The sequence below is a fragment of the Streptomyces sp. CRCS-T-1 genome (assembly GCF_024442335.1).
Taxonomy (GTDB): Bacteria; Actinomycetota; Actinomycetes; order Streptomycetales; family Streptomycetaceae; genus Streptomyces; species Streptomyces koelreuteriae.
Map to the genome: position 1 here is coordinate 1448601 of NZ_CP101651.1, position 24691 is coordinate 1473291.

Below are 24691 nucleotides of genomic sequence, written 5' to 3' on the forward strand. Positions count from 1 at the left end.
CCTCAGGGCCGGGGCACGTTGCGCAGGTTGGAGCGGGCCATCTGGAGCATCCGGCCGACCCCGCCGTCCAGCACCATCTTGGAGGCGGACAGGGCGAAGCCGGTCACCATCTCGGCCTTGATCTTGGGCGGGATGGACAGCGCGTTGGGGTCGGTGACGACGTCGACGAGCGCCGGGCCCTTGTGCTTGAAGGCGTGCTTGAGGGCGCCGGCGAGTTCCTTGGGCTTCTCGACCCGGACGCCGTACGCGCCGCAGGCCCGGGCGACGGCGGCGAAGTCGGGGTTCTTGTTGGCGGTGCCGTAGGACGGCAGGCCGGCGACCAGCATCTCCAACTCGACCATGCCGAGGGAGGAGTTGTTGAAGAGGACGACCTTGACCGGGAGGTCGTACTGCACGAGCGTCAGGAAGTCGCCCATCAGCATGGAGAAGCCGCCGTCGCCGGACATGGACACGACCTGCCGCTTGCGGTCGGTGAACTGCGCGCCGATCGCCATGGGCAGGGCGTTGGCCATGGAGCCGTGGGAGAAGGACCCGATGACGCGGCGGCGGCCGTTGGGTGAGATGTAGCGGGCGGCCCAGACGTTGCACATGCCGGTGTCGACGGTGAACACGGCGTCGTCGGAGGCGACTTCGTCGAGGACGGACGCGACGTACTCGGGGTGGATCGGTGTGTGCTTCTCGACCTTGCGGGTGTACGCCTTGACCACCCCCTCCAGCGCGTCCGCGTGCTTCTTCAGCATCCGGTCGAGGAAGCGGCGGTTGTTCTTCTCCTTCACCCTGGGGATCAGACAGCGCAGTGTCTCCCGTACGTCGCCCCACACCGCGAGGTCCAGTTTCGAGCGGCGGCCGAGGTGTTCGGGGCGTACGTCGACCTGGGCGATCTTCACGTCGTCGGGGAGGAAGGCGTTGTAGGGGAAGTCGGTGCCGAGCAGGATCAGCAGGTCGCACTCGTGGGTGGCCTCGTAGGCGGCGCCGTAGCCGAGGAGCCCGCTCATGCCGACGTCGTAGGGGTTGTCGTACTGGATCCATTCCTTGCCGCGCAGGGCGTGCCCCACCGGGGACTTGATCTTCCCGGCGAACTCCATGACCTCGGCGTGCGCGCCCGCGGTGCCGGCTCCGCAGAAGAGGGTGACCTTGCCGGCCTCGTCGATCATCTTCACCAGCCGGTCGAGTTCCTCGTCTCCCGGGCGGACCGTGGGCCGGGAGGTGACGAGGGCGGTCTCGGCGGGCTTGTCCGGGGCGGGCTCGTCGGCGATGTCGCCGGGAAGGGAGACCACGCTGACGCCGCTGCGGCCGACGGCGTTCTGGATGGCGGTCTGGAGCAGCCGGGGCATCTGCTTCGGGCTGGAGATCAGCTCGCTGTAGTGGCTGCACTCGGCGAACAGCCGGTCGGGGTGGGTCTCCTGGAAGAAGTTGAGGCCGATCTCGCTGGAGGGGATCTGGGAGGCGAGGGCGAGGACGGGCGCCATGGAGCGGTGGGCGTCGTACAGGCCGTTGATGAGGTGGAGGTTGCCCGGGCCGCAGGAGCCGGCGCAGGCGGCGAGAGTGCCGGTGATCTGGGCCTCGGCGCCGGCGGCGAAGGCGGCGGTCTCCTCGTGCCGGACGTGGATCCAGTCGATGGCGGAGTTGCGCCGGACGGCGTCGACGACCGGGTTCAGGCTGTCGCCGACGACTCCGTAGAGGCGTTTGACTCCGGCGCGCGTCAGGATGTCGACGAACTGTTCCGCGACGTTCTGTTTGGCCATGGCTCTCGTGTGCCCCTTCGGTCTCCAGGGATCCCTCCGGGTTCCATCAAGTCACAGGGTGCGCGCTCACGCCTCCCACACGGCGGCGGCCGTACGGTCGTCCGCGTAGCCCTTGACCCGCACCTGGGAGTCCGCGAGGAACGCGGCGAGGCCGGGCGGGTCGGGGCGGGACCACCGCTCGGCGAGGTAGTCGCCCAGCTCGGGTTCGCCGCGCAGCGGGTCGGCGAGGCCGCCGCTGCACAGCAGGAGCGTGTCACCCGGGCGGGCGACGGAGGTACGGAAGCGGAAGGGTTCGCGGGGTGGTTCCGGGGCCGGTTCGTAGGGGCTGGGCGGGGTCGGGATGCCCAGGTCCATGGTGAACCGGTCGCCCTCGGGCGTCTCGGAGGGCGGCGACCCGAATCCCATCACGGGCTCGCCCTTGATCTCGGCGACCTGCGGTTCGATGTCCTGCCACTCGCCGTCCCGCAGCCGGAACAGCCCGCCGGGTCCTACGCCGAAGAAGACGCGCGTACGGCACTCCGGGTCGGCCGACAGCAGCAGACAGCGCAGGCCGGCCGCGTACTCCTGCGGGTCGACGCCCTGTTCGGCGGCGCTGGCGCGGAGCTTGCCGAGACTGCGGTCGGTGAGACGGTGCAGCCCGGACTTGAGGTCGCCCCGGCGACCGTCCCTTATGTCCGCCACGAGCCGGGCATGACTGCGCCCGACGGCCCGCCCGATCCAGTGACAGGCCTCGGCGGCGGCCCGGTGCGCGCCCTGCGTGGCACGGGCCCCGGTCGCCATCGCCACCAGCAGCAGCGCGTGCTCGCCCGTGCCGAAGCGCGCGGTCAGCAGCGAGTCACGCCGCGGCTCCCCCCGGTACCGCGCGGAGTCCCCCCGCACGGACACGGCCCGCAACGTACACGCCCCGTACCGGGCCCCGTCGAGCACGGTGTCCGCGACCAGGTCGTCGAGATCATCGGGGTCGGCCGCCGGTAGCGCGATGGGCTCGGCGTCGTAGGTGGGCGGCCGGGACCCGACGTACCCGAGGGGCAGGGGGGAGGGCTCGGGGCGCTCGATCCGGGGGGCGGGCTGGTCGGAGAGGGTCTGCGGCGGGGGTGGTGGGGTGACCGGGAGAGGCGGTGCGAACGCCGGGTCGGCGGGGCGGGGTGGCGCGGACGGGGCATCGGCCGGGCTGGGTGGCAGCGGCGGACGTTCGGCGGGGCGGGGTGGGGCGGACGGTGCATCGGCCGGGCGGGGAGGCGCCGGCGGACCTTCGGCGGAGCGGGAAGGCGCGGGCGGTGCATCGGCCGGGCTGGGTGGCACCGGCGGACCTTCGGCGGAGCGGGGTGGCGCCGGCGGTGGGTCGACGGGGGCGGGGAAGGCTGTCCCGTCGGGCTCGGTGGCCGGGAAACCGGCCCTGCCGGGCCCGGTGGCGGGGGCCCCGGTGCGGCCGGACTCGGCCACCGGAGTCGAGGTCCCACCAGAGCCGCTACCCGGAGCCCCGGCCCCACCGGAGCCAGCCCCCGGAGACCCGACCCCACCGGGCTCGGCAGCGGGGAAGGTCGGCTCGGCCGGGCGGAATTCCGGGCTGGGCCAGGAGGGTGGGGTGGTGGGCAGGGGTGGAGGGGGCGGGGGTGATGGGGGCGGGGGCCGATCCGGTGTCTGCCCTGTGCCGCCCGGCGGCTTCGTGGCGGTCGGGAAGGTCGACGGGCGTGGGGGCCGGGACGTCGGTGGTTCCCAGGGGGCGCGGGGCTCGTCGGCGGCTGCCCGGGGCGCCGGGACCACCGGATCGGAGGCGGGGCGTTCGTCCGCCGGGCTCCCTACCGCCCCCGCCGCCGAGGCGAAGCGGTCGTCGAGGGAATCCGGGGCGGGTGTGGGGCCCGTGTCGTCGGTGGAGTCGTCGTACAACTGCCTCCACCAGTCGTCGTCCTGACCGGTGGGCCTTCCCCCCTGCTGGCTCATGCCCCTGATTGTCCACCGCACGGCCGGGATGAAAACGGGGCTTCCGGAAAAACCGGCCCGTCCCGGCACCGGGAAACGACGGCTCGAGTGACCTCTAGAACGGCCATGCGATAAGGGCGGACGGCGGCCCCGGGCGGCTGACCTGCGGGTCCTGACCTCGGCCACGCTCCTGACCTGCGCCTTCTCACGGATTCCGGCACGCTGGTCAGATGGGAGTGTGGGACCTCCTGCTGGTCGGGCTGGTCATCCTGCTCGGTCTGTGCGGAGTGCTGCTGCCCGCGGTGCCCGGGTCGTTGCTGGTGTGGGCCGCGGTCATGTGGTGGGCGCTGAAGGATCCCCAGCCCGTCGCGTGGTGGACCCTGGTGGGTGCCACGGCCTTGATGTTCGTGTCCCAGGGCGTGCGCTGGGCCCTGCCGCCCCGGCAGCTCCGGGCGAGCGGCGCCAACCGCCGCATGCTGGCCTGGGCCGGAGCCGGATCCACCCTCGGCTTCGTCCTGCTCCCCGTACTCGGCGCGATCCCCGGATATCTGGCCGGTATCTATCTCTACGAACGCCGCCGCCTGGGCCGCCACGGCGACGCGGTCGCCGCCGTGCGTCAGGTGATGCGCTCGGGCGGCTCCAGCATCCTGACGGAGCTGTTCACCTGCCAGCTCATCGCGGCGGCCTGGCTCGGCGCGGTCCTCTGGGGCTGACACCGCCACGCCGAGGCGGGCTAGAGCACACCCTCGTGCGTGAGCAGCCGTACCTTGCGGTCCAGGCCGCCCGCGTACCCGGTCAGTGCGCCGTCGGCGCCGATCACCCGGTGGCAGGGCCGGACCACCAGCAGCGGATTGGCGGCGATCGCCCCGCCGACGGCCCGTACGGCCGCCCTGGGCGCTCCGATCCGCGCGGCGATCTCGCCGTAGGTCGCGGTCGAGCCGTAGGGGATGTCGTCCAGCGCGGCCCAGACCTTCTCCCGGAAGGCCGTGCCCTCGGTGCGCCACGGCAGCCGGAACTCCTTCAGGTCCCCGGCGAAGTAGGCCGCGAGCTGTTCCTCGGCCTCCCGGAAGGGGCCCGGGTCCTGCCGCCAGCCATCCAGCACCACGCGTCCGCCCTTCTGCCCGGGCACGGACAGCGAGGTCAGCTCGCCGGTCGGGGCGGCGGTGAGCAGCAGCGGCCCGAGGGGGCCGTCCGCGGTCGTCCAGTACGTCGTCGTCATCACAACTCCCACTCCCCTGCTGCGCGCAGGTGGTTCAAGGCGTACGAGCGCCAGGGTCGCCAGCTGTCGGGGACGTCGAGGCCGGGCGGGGCCACGTCCGGGTCACCGAGGGCGCGGGTGCGGATCTCGGCGATGGTACGGGCGTCCAGGCCGGGCACGGCACGCAGGGCGTCCTGCGCTTCGTCGCGGTCGGCGCCCGGGTCGAGGCGTACGGCGTGGTCGGCGAGGGCGGTGGTGAGGGCGCCGAGGGTGCCGCCGGGCTCGGCCGCGGCGAGGACGGCCGGCTCGGGGAAGAGATGGGTGAGGCTGCCGCAGGGGGCGTCGAGCGCCTTGCCGTACCGCCCTACGAGCCGCTGCGCCTCCGTCCGGCCGGTCAGCGCGCGCACCGCGAGTTCCTCCGGGTCGGCGGTGCCCGGCGAGCGCAGTCCGGGCCGGGCGGCGACCAGGGGCGCGAGCCGCGGGTCGGCGGCGAGGCGCTCGTCGACGGCGTAGGGATCGGCGTCGAGGTCGAACAGCCGCCGCAGCCGCTGTACGGCGGTGGTCAGGTCGCGGGGGTCGGTGAGGTGCAGCCGGGCGTCGAGCCAGCCGCCGGGGTGGGCGCCGAGCCCGGTGCGGGCGGTGCCGGGGCGCTCGTCGACGGCGACGATGCCGGTGCCGTAGGGCAGGCGCAGGGTGCGCCGGTAGACGCGGGTGCCGGGCGGGCCGCTCACCTCCTCGACGCCGGGCACGGCCTCGCGTTCCAGCAGGTCGAAGACGGGTCTCGCCTGGTAGGGGCCGCGGTGGGCGAGCCGTAGCGGGATGCCGGCGCTCGGGGTGGCCCTGCGGCGGTTCCGGTCGCCCTTCGGGACGGCGGCGGCGCGCAGCTCGCTCGGTGTCGAGGCGTAGACGGCCCGGATGGTGTCGTTGAACTGCCTGACGCTGGCGAAACCCGACGCGAAGCCGATCTCGGTGACCGGCAGCCCGGTGGTCTGGAGCAGCACGCGCGCGGTGTGGGCCCGCTGGGCGCGGGCGAGGGCGACCGGCCCGGCGCCGAGTTCGGCGGTGAGCTGCCGCTGCACCTGCCGTGCGCTGTAGCCGAGCCGGGTGGCGAGTCCGGCGACGCCCTCCCGGTCGACCACGCCGTCGGTGATCAGCCGCATGGCCCGGCCGACGACGTCCGCGCGGACGTTCCACTCGGCGGAGCCGGGCACGGCGTCCGGGCGGCAGCGCCGGCAGGCGCGGAAGCCCGAGCCCTGCGCGGCGGCGGCCGTGGCGAAGAACCGTACGTTGGTCCGCTTCGGGGTGACCGCGGGGCAGCTCGGCCGGCAGTAGATGCCGGTCGTCGCGACGGCGAAGAAGAACACGCCGTCGAAGCGGGCGTCGCGGCTGCGTACGGCCTCGTACCTGGTGTCTTCGTCGGTCAGCTGGTCTCTCACCCGTCCAGTCTCCGCCGTCGCCCGGCCTGCCGCTGGCGGAAATCGGACATGGCGCTTCGGGTACCGGGCCGCCGCCTCAGGGAGCGGCCCGCGCCTCGCGGCGGGCGAGGTGGGCCTCCACGGCACCGCGGGCGACGGCGGCCACCCGGCCCTCGGACCGGGGCGTGGGGTCGGCGGTCAGCCGGTTGTGGTGCATGTGGAGCAAGGAGGCCAGGACCGCGTCGGTGTCGGGTTCCGCGTCGGCGTCGGCAGGCATCTCGGCCAGGCACCGGCGCAGGCTGTCGGCGGCGGCCGCCCGGGTCTGCCAGGCGGCCAGCAGCGGCGCCGCCCAGGCCTGCTCGCGCAGGGCCGCGAAGTCGCCGAACGGGTCGACGAGCCGCAGCGCCTCGGCACGGTGGTCGCGGAAGGAGCGGTGGTGTTCGTCGCGGGGCGCGATCGCGAGCAGGCGCCGGGCGCGTTCGGCCGGGGTGCCCGGGACGAGGTGCCAGGCGAGCTGGGCCCGCCCAGCCGCCGTGAGGGACAGGGGAGCGGCCGGTGGCCGGGCGTGGTCGAGCAGCCGGAGCTGTGCCAGGGCCGCCGCGCTGTCGGCGTGGAACACCCGTTCCGCCGCCTCCATGGTCCGGGCCGTGCCTCCGTAGCGCTCCGTCTCGGGGTCGTAGGTGTCCAGGACCAGCCGGCCGACGAGCCGCTGCCGCCGCAGATCCGCCGCCAGGTCGTGGAGCGCGGGGAGCACCTCCCCGTACAGCGTCCGGGGATCACCGTGCAGACGCAGCCTCAGATGGGGGTCCGGGTCGGCGTACCGGACGAAGAACCAGCGGTCCGCCCCGGGCGGCAGGGCGTCCAGCAGCTCCGGCAGATGGCGGGCGAGCACCGCGTCCTGGAGCGGGCCGGGGCAGTACAGCTTGGCGTACAGCCAGGAGCCTCCCGGCAGGCCGACCGCGGGGTCGTCGCCGTGGCGGACGAGCGGACGCCGGGTGGCAGCGGGGGCGGCCGGGGCGGAGGGGCTGCGGCGCAGCAACGGTACGGAGATCTCGGCGGTGTGCGTGCCGTGCGGTCCGGTGAGCCAGCCCGTGCCGTCCCCGGTCAGGTCGGGCCGCTCGTGCAGCGGGGTGCCGGGGTCGCGCCGCAGTTCCTCGCGCAGCAGCCGGGCGTCCGCCGGGCGGGACAGGTTCAGGGGCAGCAGACGGTCACCGCTGCCGGCCTCGACCACCTCGGGCACCCGCAGCCGGCGCCGCCACTCCCCGAGCGCCTGCGACCAGGCGGCGAACCCGGTGCGGTGGTCGAGGACGTCGGGGTCCCGGACCAGCCGCCGGGACCGGCACAGCACGGTCCGGCCGTGCCGTACGGCGGGCAGCCAGGGCCAGTCCCGCGCCGTCCCCCAGTCCCAGCCGAGCAACGGCCGGACGTGGTCGACGCTGAGCAGATGCAGCAGACGTACGTGCGCGGGCGCCAGCAGCCTGGTGTCGAGCATGTGGAAGGTGCCCGCGGCGACCTCCCGCCCGTCGTGCCGGAGCGACACCAGCCGCAATCGGTCCAGTGCGCCGACCACCGCCAGGTCGTCGAGTGCGAGGTGCCCCGGGTCCGTTCCCTCTCCGAACGTGCCGGGCGCCACGGTGTGTTCGACCCAGCGGGGCGTACGGACGACGTTGCCGGCCCGGGACAGGGCCGGGCGGAAGACCAACTGGACCGGGAGGACGGGGGCGTTCGGTGACGCGGTACCGGCGAGCGCCACGGGCGCCGTCTCGGCGAGCTGCCGGCCCGTCTCGGGCAGCAGATGGGCGAAGCGTGCCGCGAGGGAGCCGGCGGGCCAGCTGCCGGTGAGCTGGGGGGACACGACAAGGGTGAACCGCCCGGCGGTGAGCGCCTGTTCGGATGATGCCAGGAGCTGGAAGACCAGCTCGGTCGAGGGCGGAGGGACACCGGAGTCGTCGCCGAGGGCGTCCAGGTCCCGGTCGGTGAGGACGATCTCGCGCGCCCCGGACGCGGTGGCCTCCTGGGCCAGGGCCGTCAGGGCATCGTCCCGGGCTCCCGCGCGGGTCGTCGCGGCGGGCAGCGGAGGTCCGAGTCCGGCGACCGGATCGAGGAGTTCGGCCACGGGTACCGCCCGTGCGAGGCCGTACCGTTCGAGGAAGTCGCGATGGTAGGAGGCGAGCGGACGCGTCGTTTCGGTGACGGGCGGGCCGAGGCGCCAGAGCAGGTCCGCCGCGCGCTGTGCCTCCTCGGCGACCGCGTCCGGAAGGGTGATGTCCGCGTCGAGCGCGGTGTCCACGGCGAGGCGGTACGGGCGCTGGGCCAGGGCGTCCATGCGGTCCTCGGCCGCGCGCAGCGCGAGCAGGCCCTCGCCGGGCCGGCGTTCGGCATAGTCGGCGAGTGCGGCGGCCACCCCCGTGAGCCGCCGTGCCTCGCCCGTCGCGGCCGGAACATGCGCCAGGCGGTCGGTCACCTGCGCCAGCGGATCCAGCGCTCCGGGCGGCGGCGACAGGTCCGTCAACAGGAAGCCGAGAGTGACGAGTTCCGTGACCAGCTTCTCGATCGCACCGGTGGGTGCTGCGGGCAGCCGAGCACGGAGATGTTCGGTGAGAGCGGCATGGGTCACCGGCCGGCGGGCGTACGCGCAGGCCGCCGCCACGGCCTCCGTCCGGCGCACCGACACCTCACGCGGCTCCGCCGCCTCCGCGGGCCCGGGCCCGGCCTCCGGCGCGGCAGGCGCGTACGGCAGTACCAGACGGTCGCCGCGCCGCACGCACAGACCGTTGGCCGACAGGCGCAGTCCGGCCAGGATCGCCGGGTCGCGCTCCCAGCGCCGCGTCAGACAGTCCAGCCACTCGGCGTCGGGGCGGGCCGACTTGCCGTGCGCCGCCCCGAGCCGTACCCGGGCGCTCTCGCCGAACCGGGCCGGTGCGACGCCCGCCAGCAGCCCGAACGGGGTGGGCCGGCCGGCCATCCGCGCGCGGTAGCGCAGCACCGCCCGCCAGGTGCGGCGCAGCGCGGACAGGGACACGTCGCCGCCCGCCCGCAGGGACTCCAGCCGCCGCCCGAGGGACGGGCTGGACAGGGCCAGGGCCTCGTACAGCAGCGGATCGTCGGTCAGTTCCGTGACGGCGGCGCGCAGCGCCTTGGCCTCGTCCGTCGCGTCGGACGGATCCGGTGTGCCCGGCGTCCGCAGCGTGTCGACGGGGAGCAGCGGGGCGCGCAGCAGGGCCGTACCGAGAGGGACGAAGACCGGGTCGGACGGCATCCGCGTCCGACCCGGTTCCGAAGGGCCGTTCCGGGTCACGGCGTCGGGGACGGCGGCGTGTCGTGCCGGGCGGCGCCGGACCACGGGTGCATGGTGTGGCTGGTCCGCTGCCCGACGGCACCGGACCACGGGTGGATGGTGCCGCTGGTGGTCAGCCCAACGGCTCCCGACCACGGGTTCAGGGTGCCGCCGCTCGTCAGCGCGACAGCCTCCCCCTCCCCCGCCCCGGTCTGCCGCGTGTCGAGGTCGAACGGATCGTCGTACACGGGGTTCTCCTCTCGGATCGTCGGACTGTCGGTTCTCATCGACTCGTCCACCGTCCCCCGGTCCGCTCTCGGCCCGGTCACGCCCGGCTCTCACCGACCCGGCCCCGCGAAAGTCACCCTGTGTAGCATCATGAACGCGATGGGTGCGCGCTACGAGTTCATGGTGCTGGGGCCGCTGGAGATTCGGCGGGACGGTGTGCCCGTGCCGCTCGGTGCGGCGCGGCTGCGGGCCCTGCTGGCCGCGCTGCTGGTCGACGCCGGGCGGACCGTGCCCGTGGAGTGCCTCGCCCGCCGGGTGTGGGGCGATCGCCAGCCCGCCCGCGTCCCCAACGCGTTGCAGAACTACGTACTGCGGCTGCGCCGCGCCCTCGGCCGCGACCTGCTCCTGACCCGCCCGTCGGGCTATCTGCTCGACGTCACCCCGCAGGACGTCGACCTGCACCGCTTCACGGCGCTGGTCCGGCGTGGCCGTACGGCACTGGAGGCGGGGCGGCCGGCCGAGGCGGCCGGGCCCCTGCACGAGGCCGTCCGGCTCTGGCGGGGCGACCCGCTGCCCGATCTGCCGGCCGAGTCGCTGCGGGAGGTGCTGCCGGCCCTGGGCGAGGCGCTGCTCGACGCCCTGGAACTGCGGATCGACGCCGATCTGGCGCTGGGGCGGCACGCACGGGTGCTGTCCGAACTGCGCGCCCTCACCGGCGCCCACCCCCTGCGTGAACGCTTTCACGAGCAGCGGATGCTGGCCCTCCACCGCAGCGGACGGCAGGGCGAGGCCCTCGACTGCTACCGGGAGGCGGCGGCCACGCTCGCGCGGGAACTGGGCGTCGATCCCGGGGCCGGGCTGCGTGACGCGCACCGCCGGGTGCTGGCCGGTGACGACGCTCCGGCGGCCTTCACCGGCCGGGAGCGGACCGCGGGCCGGCTGCCCGCCGAGACCACGTCGTTCGTCGGCCGCGTGAGGGAACTCGACCATGTCGCCGAGCTGTTGACGCGGACCCGGATGGTGACCCTGACCGGTGTCGGGGGTGTCGGCAAGACCCGGCTGGCGCTGCGCGCCGCGACCCGGTCGGCCGACGCCTTCCCGGACGGAGTGTGGCTCGCGGACCTGGCGGCGCTGACCGATCCGGGCCTGCTGGACCGGGCGGTGGCGGAGTCGCTCGGTCTGCGCAACCACTCCAGCCGGCCCGTGGCCGACGCGGTGACCGAGCATCTGCGCGACCGGCGGCTGCTGTTGGTCCTGGACAACTGCGAGCACCTCGTGGAGCCGGTCGCCGCCCTGGTGCTGCGGCTGCTGCGGTGGGCGCCGCAGCTGACCGTGCTGGCCACCAGCCGGGAGCGGCTGACGGTCCCGGGAGAGCACGTCGTCGTGGTCCCCGGCCTCGCCCTGCCCGAGCGGGCCGACGACACCGGCTGCGAGGCGCTGCGGCTGCTCGCCGACCGGGCCGCGGCCTCGGCGCCCGGCTTCCGCGTCACCGAGGCGAACCGCGCCGACGTGGCCGAGCTGTGCCACCGTCTGGACGGCATCCCGCTCGCCGTCGAGCTGGCCGCCGTACGACTGAACACCCTGGCCGCCGGGGAGATCCTGGACCGGCTCGAGGACCGCTTCCGGCTGCTGGCCGCGCCCCGGGGCGGCGGCCCGGACCACCGGCGGCGCACCCTGCGCCAGGTCATCGACTGGAGCCACGAGCTGTGCACCGAGGCCGAGCGGCTGCTGTGGAGCCGGCTCTCCGTCTTCACCGGCGGCTTCGACCTCGACGCCGCCGAGGCGGTCGGCAGCGGCGGGGCACTCGCCCCGGGGGACATCCGGGATCTGCTGGCGGCGCTGGTCGACAAGTCGATCGTGTACGCCGGTCATGCCGGGCCGCGGGTCAGATACCGGCTGCTGGAGACGATCCGCCAGTACGGCCGGGACCGGCTCGACGAACGCGGTGAGGTGCCGGCGGTCCGGCTGCGCCACGTACGCCACTACCGGGAGCTGGCCGCCCGGGCCGCCGCCGGGTGGTGCGGGCCGCGGGAGGTGGACTGGCTCACCCGGCTCCGTCTCGACCTGCCCAACATCCGCTCGGCGCTCGACCTGTGCGCGACCGCCCCGGACCTGACCGGCACGGGCCTGGACATCGCGGTCGACCTGGGCCGCACCCGGTGCTGGTTCTTCAGCAGCACCCTCGGGGAGGGCCGGCACTGGCTGGAGCGGCTGCTGGCCCGCCCGGACGCCGCCCTCCGCCCGGAGCAGGACATCGCCGCCCGGGCGATGACGGTGTGGATCGCCCTCTGCCAGGGCGACCGGTCCTCCGTCCGGGCCTTCCTGGACGCGTGCCGGCCGGCCGGGGCCACCCCGGAGGCCCACCCCGCGGTCCGGTTCGTCGAGGGCGCCCACGCGCTGCTCGTCGACGGCGACAGCGCGGCGGTCGACCGGCTCGCCCGGGCCCGTGAGGCGTTCCGGGCCGCGGGACTGCCGGGGGACGCGCACATGGCCACCATGATGTGGGCCATGGCCGCCGCCTTCCTGGGCCCCCGCGACACCGCTCTGGCCACCCGCTCGGTGTATGTCGCCGAGGCCGAGGCGTCCGGCGCCGAATGGGCCGGGAGCTGGGCGACCTGGTGCGCGGGGGTCACCGAGCTGCGGTACGGCGATCCGGCCCGGGCGCTGCCCCGGCTGCGGGACGCCCTGGCCAGGCAGCGGGCGGTCGGCGACAACTGGGGCCCGTTGTGGGGAGTGGAGAGCCTGGCGTGGGCGACGGCCGCCGTCGCCCGGCCCGGCCCGGCGGCCACGCTGCTCGGTGCCGCCGAAGGGCTGCGCCGGGACATGGGGGTGGACCTGACCGGCCTGCTGCCGTTCCACACCGCGCACCTGTCCACGGAGCTGCGCGTCCGGGAGGAACTCGGCGACGAGGCCTACGTCATGGCGCACGACGCAGGCCTCACGGCGGCCGACCGGGTGGCCCTGGCTCTGGAACTCACCCAGGGGACGCGGCACCGGAGGGAGTAGAACTCACGAGCGCCAGTGCGCTCCGCGCTTGGCCTCCATCGCGGCCCGTCCGATCGCCCCCTTCCGCTTCCAGTCCTTGCGGATCTCGGCCCGGAGCCGGGCGTCGGTCTTGGCGACGATGCGCTGGTTCTCCCGCAGGAGCTTGCGGTAGCTGTCGAGCCGCCGCTCCGGCAGCTCACCGGTCTCGATGGCGGCCAGCACCGCGCAGCCCGGCTCGGCCTCGTGGGCGCAGTCGTGGAAGCGGCACCGCTCGGCCAGTTCCTCGATCTCGGAGAACACCTGCCCGACGCCGGTCTCGGCGTCCCAGAGTCCGACGCCCCGCAGCCCGGGGGTGTCGATGAGGACCCCGCCGCCGGGCAGGGCGAGCAGGTTGCGGGTGGTCGTGGTGTGCCGGCCCTTGCCGTCGACGTCCCGGGTGGCCTGGACGGTCATGACGTCCTCGCCGAGCAGCGCGTTGGCGAGGGTCGACTTGCCCGCGCCGGACTGCCCGAGCAGCACGGACGTACCACCGGCGACGATCGCCGCGAGGACGTCGAGCCCGTCTCCGTCGACCGAGCTGACGGGCACCACCGGCACGCCGGGCGCGCTGGTCTCCACGTCCTGCACGAGATGGGAGAGGGTGACGGCGTCCGGCACGAGGTCGGCCTTGGAGAGGACGACGACGGGCTGCGCCCCGGACTCCCAGGCGAGCGCGAGGAAGCGTTCGACCCGGCCCAGGTCGAGCTCGACCGCGAGGGACACGGCGACGATGGCGTGGTCGACGTTGGCCGCGAGGATCTGCCCCTCGGACCGCTTGGAGGAGGTGGAGCGGACGAACGCGGTGCGGCGCGGCAGATACGCGCGGACGTAGCGCGGGTTCCCGCCCGGTTCGACGGCGACCCAGTCGCCGGTGCACACGACCCGCAGCGGGTCGTGCGGCGTGACGAACGCGGTGTCGGCCCGCAGGATGCCGTCGGCGGTGACGACATCGCACTGGCCTCGGTCGACCCGGATCACGCGTCCGGGCAGCAGGCCTTCGGTGTCGTAGGGGGCGAACTCGGCCGCCCATGCGTCGTCCCAGCCGTAGGGAGCGAGCGCGGAGGAAACGGAGGAAGCGGAGCTGGAGGTCAAGGGTGACCCTTTCCAAGGTCGGCCCCCGGCCCGACGGTCGGTCGGATCAGCCGGTGGCCATGGAGGTGGACTTGATGAACTGGATGCGGGCAGCGCTCGTCGCAGTGACAGCCATCGGTCAACACCTCCTCGTCCTCGAACTCTTCGGTTCTCGTCTGCTCTGTCGGCCCTGTTCGGCCTCTCGTGGAACCGCCGTCACGGTATCCCGTCACGGCGGAGTCGCGTCAACCGGTTTTCGCGCAGTCCTCGCCATTGAGCTCGAAGTCGTACGGCGGGGAGTTCTTGCCGCGCCAGGAGGCGAGGAAGCCGAAGGCCAGGTCGTCGCCCGCCCGGACCGACTTGTTGTAGTCGGCGGCGGTGGCGGTGACGCGGGAGCCGTCCTGGGAGACGGAGGCGTCCCACATCTGGCCGACCTGCTGGCCGTCCCGGAAGGACCAGGAGACGCGCCAGGAGTCGAGGGGCTCGTTGGTGGTGACGGTGACGGTGGCCTGGAAGCCGTCGGGCCACTGGTTGACCAGGTCGTACTCGACCCGGCAGGTGGGGTCCTCGCTCTCGCGCTCTTCCGGGCGTTCGGTGGGCGAGGAGGTGCCCTGCGGTTCGGTCCGGCTGTCGCCGCTCTCCGGCTTGCCGGGCTTCTGCGACTTCCCCGTGTTCTCGGTGGCCTTGCCGGCCGGCTTCGAGGTCGCGGGCGGCAGGGAGGGAACCGACGGCACGGACAGGTCGGGGTCGGCCACCGGCTGACGGCCGATGTCGCCGCGTGCCCCGAGGTCGTCGTCGCCTCCGCCGAAGGGCATCATCGAGACGCCGAGGGCCAGGACGGAGACCAGGACGGCGGCGACGAGGAGGCCGTTGCGGGCGACGCGCGCCTTCTGCGCGCCCTCCTCCGATTCCCCGGGCGGCAGTTCCGCCCGGCCGGGACGGCCGGCGCCGAGCCGCACCTCGGCGGCGCGGCGGCGGCGCTCCAGATAGGCGAGCCCGCCCCAGCCGATCACCCCGCCGGCCAGCGCCCCGGGCAGTCCTCCGCCGTGCAGGCGCAGACAGGCGGCGGCCTCGGCGCACTGCACGCAGGTGGCGAGGTGCCGGGAGAGGTCGCCCGGGGCGTCGGCCGCGGGGGCCCGGGTGACGGCGTCCAGCAGCCGGGCGTAGCTGCGGCACCGGGCGTCCATCGGTGTGTCGAGGTGGTTGCGGTGGCAGCGGTCCCGGAACAGGGTCCGCACCTGCTGGAGTTCGTCGTCGGCGGTGGCCGGGTCGAGGCCCAGGCGACGGGCGACCAGGGACAGCGGCAGCGCCTCCACCTCGGCCAGCCACAGCAGTTCGGCGTCCGCCTGCTGGAGGTCGCGCAGTCCGCGCAGGGCGAGCGGGCGCTGCAGCGGCGGTCCGGTGTAGCGGGCAGCCTTGTCCGAGTTGAGCCAGAGCCGCAGGTCGGGGTCGAGTTTGTGGCCCTGTCCCGCGTCCTCCCAGTCCGCGGCCGTGGTGCGTACGGCGGTCAGCAGCAGGGGTATGCGGGGCAGCCGGACGGGGCGGCGGCCGGAGGTGCGGGCCGGTCCGGCATCGGCGGCGCGTGCCTCACGGATGCCGTGTGCGAACGCCTCGCGGCCCAGCTGTGCGGCGGCCGTGGATCCGGACGTGCACAGGTCGGCGTAGGCGAGGACCGCGTCCCAGCACTCGGAGAACAGCGCGGCCTCGGAGGCGTCCTGAGGGGTCGGCAGGTCGGGCATGAGTCTCCTGCATCCACAAGCGAGGTCAACTCACCATGTTGGCAAAGGAGTTGGGGGGAACCTCGCGGCAGGGGAGGAGTTTTTCACGTTCTCGACACAACTGACAAGCCGCGTTTTCAAATCCTGACGCAGCCGACTCCGGAAGTAGATACGCACGGGACGCCGAAACGTCTCGATGGCGACCCGAATCACTTCGGATCGCCATCGAGGCGCAGTGGGAGCGGAGTCCGGCGTCAGATCTCCACCGGCTCGTCCGCGGGCAGGCTGTCCATGAAGGAGCTGACCGAGAAGACCGCGTTGCCGGCGCCGGGGGGACCGTAGCCGGGGGGCGAGGAGAGACCGAAGTCCTCAATGGTCTGGCGGTACGCCTGGAGCAGACGGATGTGGTACTCCAGGGGCGCGCCCTGCGGGTTGGCCTTGCCGAGCGGGGTCGTGGGCTCGGGGCACCAGGTGGTGAAGCGGGGCGTGATGCCGTGCGACATGAAGAAGCGCAGGCCCTCGGTGGTGGAGTCGATGGCCTCGTCGACGGTCTTGAACCCGAAGGGCTCGGCCATCTCCACGCCCGCGACGAAGTTGGGGATGACGTTGCGCGCGCCGAAGATGTCCGCCGAGTCGAGGATGCGCTTGTGCCACTCGTCGCGGCCGACGTAGCGCTCCTTGCCCGGGCAGTACATCTTGAAGAGGTACTCGTCCCACACCTCGTAGTTGGGGTGGTAGATCTGCACCCCGTAGTCCTTGAAGCGCTGGACGTCGTCCTTGGGCAGCGCCTGGGCGACGACCTTGCCGATCCAGCGGCCCGGGAAGTACTCCTCGATGGCCTTGGCGTACCGCCCGTAGAAGTCCGCCTCGTCCAGGCCCTGGACCTTCGTCGTGATCGCGCCGCCGGTGAGCGTGTAGGCGGTGGACACCTTCGCGGTGTCGTACTTGTCGATGATCTCGAGCGCCTCGAGGACTTCGTCGACGTCCTTCACACCCGTGTAGGGGCGGCCCGCCGCCTTGTGCTGGCGCCAGTTGTGGTTGATGTCGCAGTACTGGCACTCCTCCTTGGCGCCGAAGTACTGGCAGACACGGAAGGCGGTCAGGTAGATCAGGTAGCCCCACTGGATGGTCGGGGCCACCTCCATGACCGACTTCCCGTTGGCGAGGGTGTGGCGGTAGTACTCGGGCATCGGCGGCACGCCGACGTCGGAGATCCGCTTGCCGTCGAGGTAGAGGCCGAGCACGCCGTCCTCGTTCGCGGCGACGCGGTAGGGCGAGGCGGGGTTCACCCGGACCGAGACGACGGTCCGCCGCAGGTCGTACGGGCCGCCGGTGAGGATGATCTCCTCGGGCGGCCGGCGCAGCGCGGCCTCGCCCAGCTCGGGCAGGGTGCCGTGGTCGAACGAGAAGATGAAGTACGACTTCGGCTTGACCTCGCCACCCTCGTTGTCACTGAGCGCGGACGGGTCGAAAGCCACTCCGCCCCGAAGCAGGTCCTCCTTGAAGACGGCCTCCCGCGGGACATGCGGGAATCGCTCCATCAGATCCTCGACCAGCGCGGTACGGCTGCCGCTGCTCATCCCGTGTCTCCTCCCGGCTCGGACGTACGACTCCTCACGGTATGCCCATGGCTGCGCGCGAGCGGTACCGGGTCCCCTCGGAGCGGGGGCACTACCCCACCCGGCGGTGCACACGGCGGCCGAGCCTCGTCAGCCGATCCGATTCAGGCGAAGTATCCCCTATGTCACTCAATGTCCGGACCGGCCGCCCACGAAGGCGCCCCTCACGCCTCCCGCTCCAGCGCCGCCAGATCGACCCCGTAGGCCGGCTTCCCTCCTGCCACCAGCCGTTCCGTCTCCTCCGTGATCGTCAGGCCGAGGCGGGCCAGCTCGTTGCCCTGGGAGCCCGCGAGGTGGGGGGTGATGAAGGCGCCGGGGAGGTCGTAGAGGGGGGAGTCGGTGGGGAGGGGCTCGGGGTCGGTGACGTCGAGGATGGCGGTGAGGCGCTCGGCGCGCAGTTCCGCCACCAGGGCGTCGTGGTCGACCAGTGCGCCGCGCGCGGTGTTGACGAGGACCGCCCCGTCGGGCATCAGGGCCAGCTCGCGGCGGCCGATCAGGTGGTGGGTCTCGGGGGTCTCGGGGGCGTGGACGGTGACGATGTCGGAGGTGCGCAGCAGGTCGTCCAGCGGCAGCAGGGGGACGCCCAGCGCGGCGGCCGCCGCCTCGTCGACGTACGGGTCGGTGAGGGCGGGCCGCAGATCGAAGGGGCGGAGCAGTTCGAGGACGCGGCGGCCGATGCGGGAGGCACCGATGACGCCGACGCGGCGGCCGTGGTTGCCGATGCCGGGGACGATGCCCCAGCCGGAGGAGGTGCGGGACGTGCGCATCCGGTCGCGTGCGGCGAGGACGTCCTTCCCGGCGAGCAGGATCATGGCGAGGGTGTACTCGGCGACCGGCAGCGCGTTGGCGACGGCGGCCGAGGAGACGGCGATGCCCCGCTGCCAGATCCCGGGGGTGGCGAAGGACTTCACCGAGCCGGCCGAGTGCAGTACGGCGCGCAGCCGGGGAGCCGCGTCGAGGACCGTCTCGTCGATCCGGGGACAGCCCCAGCCGGTGACCAGGATCTCGGTCCGGGCCAGCACGTCGCGCACCCGCGGGTCGGTGAAGTCCCGCGCCACGAGGTCGGGGTCGATGTCCACGGACTCCCGCAGCCGCGCCAGCACCTCGGGCAGGAAGACCAGCGGCACGTTCTCGGCGGCCATGGCGAACAGTGCCTGGGGGCGCTGGCTCAAGGAGGTGACCTTCCGGGGCGACGGCGCAACGGCGGAACCGATGCGGTAGAAAACGCTCTCTACGACATCCCCACGGTAGGCCGGGCCGGGCGGCCGGAGCAATGGACACCGTGCCGAGGTAGGTTCCGGCGGGGGCATGCCGGTCCCCACTGCCTCGGGGAAGGACGACGTGGATGAACGGGACCGTGACCAACTGGGCGGGCAACATCACCTACGCGGCCAAGGAGCTGCACCGGCCGGGCTCGCTCACCGCGCTGCGCGGGCTGGTCGCGGGGAGCGACCGGGTGCGGGTGCTGGGCAGCGGGCACTCGTTCAACGGCATCGCCGAGCCGGGCCCCGAGGGTGTCCTGCTGTCGCTGGCCGACCTGCCGCCCGAGGTGGACGTCGACACGGTGGCCCGTACCGTCCGCGTCGGCGGCGGTGTGCGGTACGCGGAGCTGGCCCGCCGGCTGCACGGGCAGGGGCTGGCGCTGCACAACATGGCGTCCCTGCCGCACATCTCGGTGGCCGGATCGGTCGCGACCGGCACCCATGGCTCGGGCGTCCTCAACGGCCCGCTCTCGACGGTCGTACGCGAGGTGGAACTGGTCACGGCGGACGGCTCGACGGTGACGACAGGACGCGACGAGGAGCGGTTCGGCGGGGCCGTGACCTCGCTCGGCGCGCTCGGTGTCGTCACCGCGCTCACCCTCGATCTGGAGCCGGCCTTCGAGGTCGAGCAGCATGTGTTCACCGAACTGCCCCTGGAGGGACTGGACTCGGGGACGTTCGAGACGGTGATGGCGACGGGGTACAGCGTCAGCCTGTTCACCGACTGGCGGGCGCCGGGCTTTAGGCAGGTGTGGCTGAAGCGGCGCACCGACCAGGCCCTGCCGGCCTTCCCCTGGGCGCCTCCCGCCACCGAGAAGATGCACCCGGTGCCGGGCATGCCCGCGGTCAACTGCACCGAGCAGTTCGGTGTACCGGGGCCCTGGCACGAGCGACTGCCGCACTTCCGGGCGGAGTTCGTCCCGAGCAGCGGGGCTGAGTTGCAGTCGGAGTATATGCTGCCGCGCGGGCACGCCGTGGAGATGCTGCGCGCGCTCGACGCGATCCGGGAGACGATCGCCCCGGTGCTGCAGACCTGCGAGGTCCGCACGGTCGCCGGTGACGACCAGTGGCTGAGCCCGTCCCACGGCCGGGACACCGTAGCGGCGCACTTCACCTGGGTCGAGGACGCGCGGGCGGTGCTGCCGGTGGTGCGGCGGGTCGAAGAGGCGCTGGAGCCCTTCGGGGCGCGGCCGCACTGGGGCAAGGTGTTCACCGTGCCCGGGTCCGTCCTGGGCGGGCTGTATCCGCGGCTGGACGACTTCCGCGCGCTGACGCGGGAGCTGGACCCGGAGGGGAAGTTCGCCAACGCCTTCGTGCGGGAGGTGCTGGCGACGGCGTAGGCCGCCCGCCTTCTGACACGCCGCCTTCTGACACACCGCCTCCTGACACGCCCCCCCCTCGGCGCGCCTCGCCCGCGCGCTGAGGCATCATGAACGAGCCACGGCCGGTCTTTGCCGGTCCCACCAGGAGCGCACTTTATAAAGCCCCTTTCCAAACCCCTTGTCGAAAGTCCCGCCAGCCCATAGCCTTGCGCCGCGCCGGTGCCGACGACGACCCCGGCCAGGGCCGGTCTGGGAAGGAATGGGGCACCCCGGTGAAGCGCACATCACGCGACATCCGCACCGCGAACCGCTACGAGGTGCTGCGCCAGATCATCGCGGAGTCACCGACCTCCCGGCAGGAGCTGGCGGCCGCGACCGGCCTCAGCCTCGCCACGGTGGCCACGCTCGTGGGCGAGCTGCTCGACCTCCGCATGATCACGGAGGTCGGCTTCGAGGACTCGGCCGGCGGCCGGCCCCGGGGCCTGGTGGCGGTCAACGCCTCAGGGGGCGCGCTGATCGGCGTCGACATCGCCGAGACCTACGTCCATGTCGAGCTGTTCGACCTGGGGCTGAACGTGCTGGCCCGCGCCGAGGAGGACGTCCGCGCGAGTGAGAGCCTGCCCGAGCAGGTGGTCGGCCATGTGGCCACCGCCGTCGGCTCGGTCGTCACCCAGGCCGGAATCGAGGGCGCCCGGGTGCTCGGGGTCGGGGTGAGCGTGCCGGGGCAGGTGGACCGTGCCACCGGCATCGCGGAGTACGCGCCCAACTGGGACTGGCACGACGTACCGCTGCTGGACCTGCTCACCGAGCACATCGCCTACCCGCTCTACCTGGACAACCCGCTGCGCGCCAGCGCGGTCGCCGAGCTGTGGTTCGGGGCCGCGCGCGGGGCCGGGACCGCCGTGGTGGTCAACCTCGGGACCGGGGTGGGCGCCGGGCTCGTCCTCGGCGGCGGGCTGCATCGCGGCGTGAGCAACAGCGCCGGCGAGTGGGGCCACACCACGATGGTGCTGGACGGGCGGCTGTGCCGCTGCGGCAATCACGGCTGTGTGGAGACGTACGTCGGCGCGCGCGGGATCATGCTGAACCTGCGGGAGATCGGCCCCGACAGCGCGCTGCTGCACGCGGACGACCAGACGGCGACCATCGACGCGCTGGCCCGCGGCATCGCGACGGACGACCCGGTGGCACGCCGGGCCGTGCACGAGACCGCCCGCTATCTGGGCGCCGGTGTCGCGGACCTGGTGAACCTGTTCAACCCCGAGATCGTCGTGCTGAGCAGCTGGGTCGCCCGCACCCTGGGCGAACCGCTGCTGCACGAGGTGCGCGAGGCCGTGACCCGGCACGCGCTGCCGCGGCCGCTGGCCGCCACCGAGATCGTCCTCTCCCCGATCCCCACCGACCCGGTGTGCCTGGGCGCGGCGACGTTCGCGCTGGAGGGCGCGCTCCAGGCCGTCGGGCAGAAGAACGGCAAACGCGCCGCCCCCGTGAGGAGCCGTACCGCGGCCGCACCACCCTCGTAGCGGCGGAAGCAACTCCTCCGCCACACCCGCTTGTTCGAAATCGCGAACCGGACACAACGCTTCGCACAGACTTCGTCCAACCCCTTGCCGAAGCCTTAGTCGAAGCTCTAGCGTCCCGCACCGCACCTCTCTTTGAGCCATCTGGCGCGAGCCCCCGGGCCCGTGAGCCATCAGGCAGTGAGCCGAAGAGCCGCAGCCGCACTCGAGACAAGGACGTCAGCATGTCGGCATCGAGCAACATGAACTGGGACCGCCGCAACGTACTGCGGGCCGCGATGGGCCTGGCCGCCGCGGGCGGACTCGCCGCGTGCGGCAGCAACACGGGGCGGGGCGGTGGGTCCGGGTCGGGCACCAACCTGGTGCAGATGTTCCACGCGTACGGTGAGGCGGGCACCGAGCAGGCCATCAAGCGGTACGCGAAGGCGTACAAGGACGCCAACGTGACCACGCAGTGGATCACCAGCTCCGACTTCGAGAGCAAGCTCTTCTCGGCCCTGCTCACCAAGAACGCGCCCGACCTCTTCGAGTTCCACCCGCAGATCCAGATGGTCAAGAGCGGCCAGGTGGCGGACCTGACCGACATCATCGATCCGGTCAAGGACGACTTCAACCCGGCCGACATCAAGTCGCACACGGTCGACGGGAAGATATACGGCGTCCGGATGATCGACGACCCGCAGTTCTTCTTCTACCGCAAGTCGATGCTGGAGAAGGCCAAGGTCGAGGTACCGACCACGCTCGACGAGCTGATGGAGGCCGCCGCCAAGCTCACCACCGGCAAGGTCAAGGGCCTGTACATGGGCAACGACCTGCACAGCGTCAACGACACGTTGATCTGGTCGGCCGGCGCCCAGCACCTCACCGAGAAGAACGAGATCGCGTATCACACGGACGGCGTCGTCGAGGGCCTGAAGAAGATGCGCAAGCTGTTCACCAGCGGCGATCTGCTCCTGGGCGCCCCGACCGAGTCCTGGGACCCCTCTTCGTTCAACCAGGGCCTCTGCGCCATCCAGTTCTGCGGTATGTGGGCGATGCCGGCGATCCAGGACGCGCTCGGCGACGACTGGGGTGTCTTCCCCTTCCCGAAGGTCACGGACTCCGGCAAGCCGTCGGTCTACAACGGCGGCTGGTCGATGTTCGTCAACGCCAAGGGCAAGAACGTCGACGCGGCCAAGGAATACGTCAAGTGGCTGTGGATCGACAAGAAGGACTACCAGGAGGACTGGGCCACCTCCTACGGCTTCCACATCCCGCCGCGCGCCTCGCTCGCCAAGACGGCCGACAAGCTCAAGTCGGGCAACGCCGCCGAGGGTGTGCGGCTCTTCAACGAGTTCGGGCACTTCGACAACATCGGCTGGACCCAGGCCATGCGCACCGCCTTCGAGGACGTCTTCGCCAACAGCGTCCGCAAGAACATGGACCCGGAGGCCGCCCTCGACAAGTGCGACGCGGCCGTCAACCGCGAGCTCAAGAAGCTGTTCGGATAGGCCGCGGGACGGACCACGACATGTCGACGACCACCAAGCTCGACCTCGCGAGCCCTGCCTCGGCGAAGGCCTCTTCGGCCAAGCCGCGGCGGGGTCTGCGGGGCAGCCCCACCGTCAACTTCTGGCTTTTCACCGGGCCGTTCCTGATCGGTCTGGCGATCTTCGTCTACACGCCGATCCTCTGGAGCCTGTGGCTCAGCTTCTTCGAGGCCCGCTTCACCGTCACGCCCGACAAGTTCGTCGGCTTCGACAACTACGTGTACATGCTGACGAACGACGACTTCGTCGGCTCGCTCGGCACCTTCACCGCCTTCGCCGCGTTCATCGTGCCCACCACCTGGGCGCTCTCGCTGGGGCTCGCCCTGCTGGTGAACCGGATGCGCTTCATGCGGGCCTTCTTCCGGTCGGTCTTCTTCCTGCCGACCGCGGTCAGCTATGTCGCCGCTTCGCTGATCTGGAAGATGTCCATCTTCAGCGGCGTCCGCTTCGGCCTGATGAACACGGTCCTCGGCTGGTTCGGCATCGACAACATCGCCTGGCTGATCGACCCCAACCCGCCCTGGTACTGGCTGGTCATCGTGACCGCCCGGCTGTGGCTGCAGTCCGGCTTCTACATGATCCTGTTCATCGCGGCGCTGCAGAACATCCCGGACGAGCTGTACGAGGCCGCAGCCATCGACGGGGCCAAGCCGGGCTGGCAGACTTTCCGGTACATCACCCTGCCCCAACTGCGCGCGACGTCCACGGCGGTGATCCTGCTGCTGCTCATCGCCGCTTACCAGGCCTTCGACGAGTTCTTCAACCTGCTGTCGAAGACCACCTGGGGCCGACCGCCCCTCGTCGAGCTGTACTACAAAGCCCTGGGCGAGAGCCAGGACTACGGCGCCGGCAGCGCGGGCGCGCTCATCCTGACCGTGCTGATCTGTGCCGTGACTCTGCTCCAGGGCAAGATCATGGGCTTTGGAAGGGGTGACGAGTCCAAGTGACCACCACCATGCCCAAGGTGCGGAAATCCGCGCCGACGCCGGACGCACCGAGCCGGGTCAGGCGCAGTGGCGGCGTGATGAGCTCCACCGGGCTCTACATCGCCACGGGCATCGCCGCTCTCCTCTTCCTGGTCCCGTTCTACATCCTCGTCCGCAACGCCCTCTCCACCGACGCCGAGATCACCGGAGAGAACTGGAAGATCTTCCCCACGGACATCCAGTGGGGCAATCTCAGCGAACTCTTCACCGACGAGACGGTCCCCTTCGCCCAGTCCCTGTGGAACTCGGCGGTCGTGGCCACCCTGCACACCGTCGGCGTCCTGCTGGTGTGCTCCCTCGCGGGATACGGTCTGGCCCGCATCCCGTACAAGCACGCCAACAAGGTGTTCTACGCCGTTCTCGGCACCCTGATGGTTCCGACCGCGGTCACCTTCGTACCGAGCTTCGTGCTGGTCTCCTCGCTCGGCTGGGTGGACACCTACCGAGGCCTCATCATTCCGGGCCTGTTCAGTGGTTTCACCTGCTTCCTCTTCCGGCAGTACTTCCTGGGATTCCCCAAGGAGCTGGAGGAGGCGGCGCGCATGGACGGACTGGGCTACTGGGGTGCGTACTGGCGTGTCGTCGTACCCAACTCGCTGAACTTCTTCGCGGCGATGGCGACCATCACCTTCATCAACGGCTGGAACGCGTTCCTGTGGCCGCTGGTCATCGGCCAGGACCCGAGTTCGTGGACCGTCCAGGTCGCACTCTCCAGCTACATGACCAACCAGACCGTCGTCTTCCACCTGATCTTCATGGCCACGGCCATTTCCATCCTGCCCCTGGTGTTCGTCTTCCTCTTCCTCCAGCGCTGGCTGGTGCAGGGGATCGCCCAGACCGGCATCAAGGGCTGAGCT

The 24691-nt window shown here is 72.4% G+C and carries 17 protein-coding genes; 7 read left to right on the forward strand and 10 right to left on the reverse strand.

Features of this window, described 5'->3' with window-relative positions; translation table 11 throughout:
- Positions 1-2: 2 nt before the first annotated feature.
- Together NNW99_RS06460 and NNW99_RS06465 are read right to left on the reverse strand one after the other, a co-directional pair.
- Positions 3-1745, reverse strand: coding sequence for a pyruvate dehydrogenase (locus NNW99_RS06460; RefSeq protein ID WP_215117734.1), 1743 nt, complete (start codon positions 1743-1745; stop codon positions 3-5).
- Between the two features lie 66 nt (positions 1746-1811).
- Positions 1812-3686 carry a protein phosphatase 2C domain-containing protein gene (locus NNW99_RS06465; RefSeq protein ID WP_215117735.1) on the reverse strand — a complete coding sequence of 625 codons (1875 nt, stop codon included), beginning with the start codon at positions 3684-3686 and terminating at the stop codon, positions 1812-1814.
- Between the two features lie 209 nt (positions 3687-3895).
- Between NNW99_RS06465 and NNW99_RS06470 the strand changes: the two genes are divergently transcribed.
- On the forward strand, positions 3896-4378 hold the full coding sequence (locus tag NNW99_RS06470; RefSeq protein WP_215117736.1) for a DUF456 domain-containing protein: 483 nt from the start codon (positions 3896-3898) through the stop codon (positions 4376-4378).
- Between the two features lie 20 nt (positions 4379-4398).
- Here the strand turns inward: NNW99_RS06470 and NNW99_RS06475 are convergent, their stop codons facing one another.
- The 4 genes from NNW99_RS06475 to NNW99_RS06490 form a co-directional block, all read right to left on the reverse strand.
- On the reverse strand, positions 4399-4884 hold the full coding sequence (locus NNW99_RS06475) for a methylated-DNA--[protein]-cysteine S-methyltransferase (RefSeq protein WP_215117737.1): 486 nt from the start codon (positions 4882-4884) through the stop codon (positions 4399-4401).
- Complete coding sequence (locus NNW99_RS06480) at positions 4884-6299, reverse strand: DNA-3-methyladenine glycosylase 2 family protein (protein WP_251057726.1); 1416 nt, start codon at positions 6297-6299, stop codon at positions 4884-4886. The genes NNW99_RS06475 and NNW99_RS06480 overlap by 1 nt, the downstream gene beginning before the upstream one ends.
- A 76-nt stretch (positions 6300-6375) precedes the next feature.
- The gene (locus NNW99_RS06485; protein ID WP_215117738.1) at positions 6376-9537 is read right to left on the reverse strand and encodes a lantibiotic dehydratase; all 3162 of its coding nucleotides are present in this window, start codon (positions 9535-9537) and stop codon (positions 6376-6378) included.
- Between the two features lie 35 nt (positions 9538-9572).
- A complete protein-coding gene (locus tag NNW99_RS06490) occupies positions 9573-9842 on the reverse strand; it encodes a hypothetical protein (RefSeq protein ID WP_215117739.1) in 270 nt (89 codons plus the stop codon).
- A gap of 100 nt (positions 9843-9942) precedes the next feature.
- Between NNW99_RS06490 and NNW99_RS06495 the strand changes: the two genes are divergently transcribed.
- Positions 9943-12789: a BTAD domain-containing putative transcriptional regulator gene (locus NNW99_RS06495; RefSeq protein ID WP_215124183.1), complete on the forward strand. Its 2847-nt coding sequence runs from the start codon at positions 9943-9945 to the stop codon at positions 12787-12789.
- Between the two features lie 3 nt (positions 12790-12792).
- On the opposite strand, the gene rsgA is transcribed toward NNW99_RS06495, so the two are convergent.
- The 4 genes from rsgA to NNW99_RS06515 all read right to left on the reverse strand — a co-directional run bounded on the left by rsgA (position 12793) and on the right by NNW99_RS06515 (position 18387).
- Entirely contained in the window at positions 12793-13899 is a 1107-nt protein-coding gene (gene rsgA / locus NNW99_RS06500; protein ID WP_215117740.1) for a ribosome small subunit-dependent GTPase A, read from the reverse strand.
- Positions 13900-14123: 224 nt separating this feature from the next.
- Positions 14124-15617 carry a cellulose-binding domain-containing protein gene (locus NNW99_RS06505; protein ID WP_215117741.1) on the reverse strand — a complete coding sequence of 498 codons (1494 nt, stop codon included), beginning with the start codon at positions 15615-15617 and terminating at the stop codon, positions 14124-14126.
- Positions 15618-15850: 233 nt separating this feature from the next.
- Positions 15851-17176, reverse strand: a complete 1326-nt coding sequence (locus NNW99_RS06510; protein WP_215117742.1) for a radical SAM protein — start codon at positions 17174-17176, stop codon at positions 15851-15853.
- A 203-nt stretch (positions 17177-17379) separates the two neighbouring features.
- Complete coding sequence (locus NNW99_RS06515; RefSeq protein WP_215117743.1) at positions 17380-18387, reverse strand: hydroxyacid dehydrogenase; 1008 nt, start codon at positions 18385-18387, stop codon at positions 17380-17382.
- A gap of 173 nt (positions 18388-18560) precedes the next feature.
- On the opposite strand from NNW99_RS06515, the gene NNW99_RS06520 reads away from it, so the two are divergent.
- The 5 genes from NNW99_RS06520 (at position 18561) to NNW99_RS06540 (ending at position 24688) form a co-directional block, all read left to right on the forward strand.
- Entirely contained in the window at positions 18561-19817 is a 1257-nt protein-coding gene (locus tag NNW99_RS06520; RefSeq protein ID WP_215117744.1) for a D-arabinono-1,4-lactone oxidase, read from the forward strand.
- A 254-nt stretch (positions 19818-20071) separates the two neighbouring features.
- Complete coding sequence (locus NNW99_RS06525; RefSeq protein ID WP_215117745.1) at positions 20072-21322, forward strand: ROK family transcriptional regulator; 1251 nt, start codon at positions 20072-20074, stop codon at positions 21320-21322.
- A 221-nt stretch (positions 21323-21543) separates the two neighbouring features.
- On the forward strand, positions 21544-22809 hold the full coding sequence (locus NNW99_RS06530) for an ABC transporter substrate-binding protein (RefSeq protein WP_215117746.1): 1266 nt from the start codon (positions 21544-21546) through the stop codon (positions 22807-22809).
- Between the two features lie 20 nt (positions 22810-22829).
- Positions 22830-23795: a carbohydrate ABC transporter permease gene (locus NNW99_RS06535; protein ID WP_215117747.1), complete on the forward strand. Its 966-nt coding sequence runs from the start codon at positions 22830-22832 to the stop codon at positions 23793-23795.
- Entirely contained in the window at positions 23792-24688 is an 897-nt protein-coding gene (locus NNW99_RS06540) for a carbohydrate ABC transporter permease (protein ID WP_370869118.1), read from the forward strand. The genes NNW99_RS06535 and NNW99_RS06540 overlap by 4 nt, the downstream gene beginning before the upstream one ends.
- Positions 24689-24691: the final 3 nt, after the last annotated feature.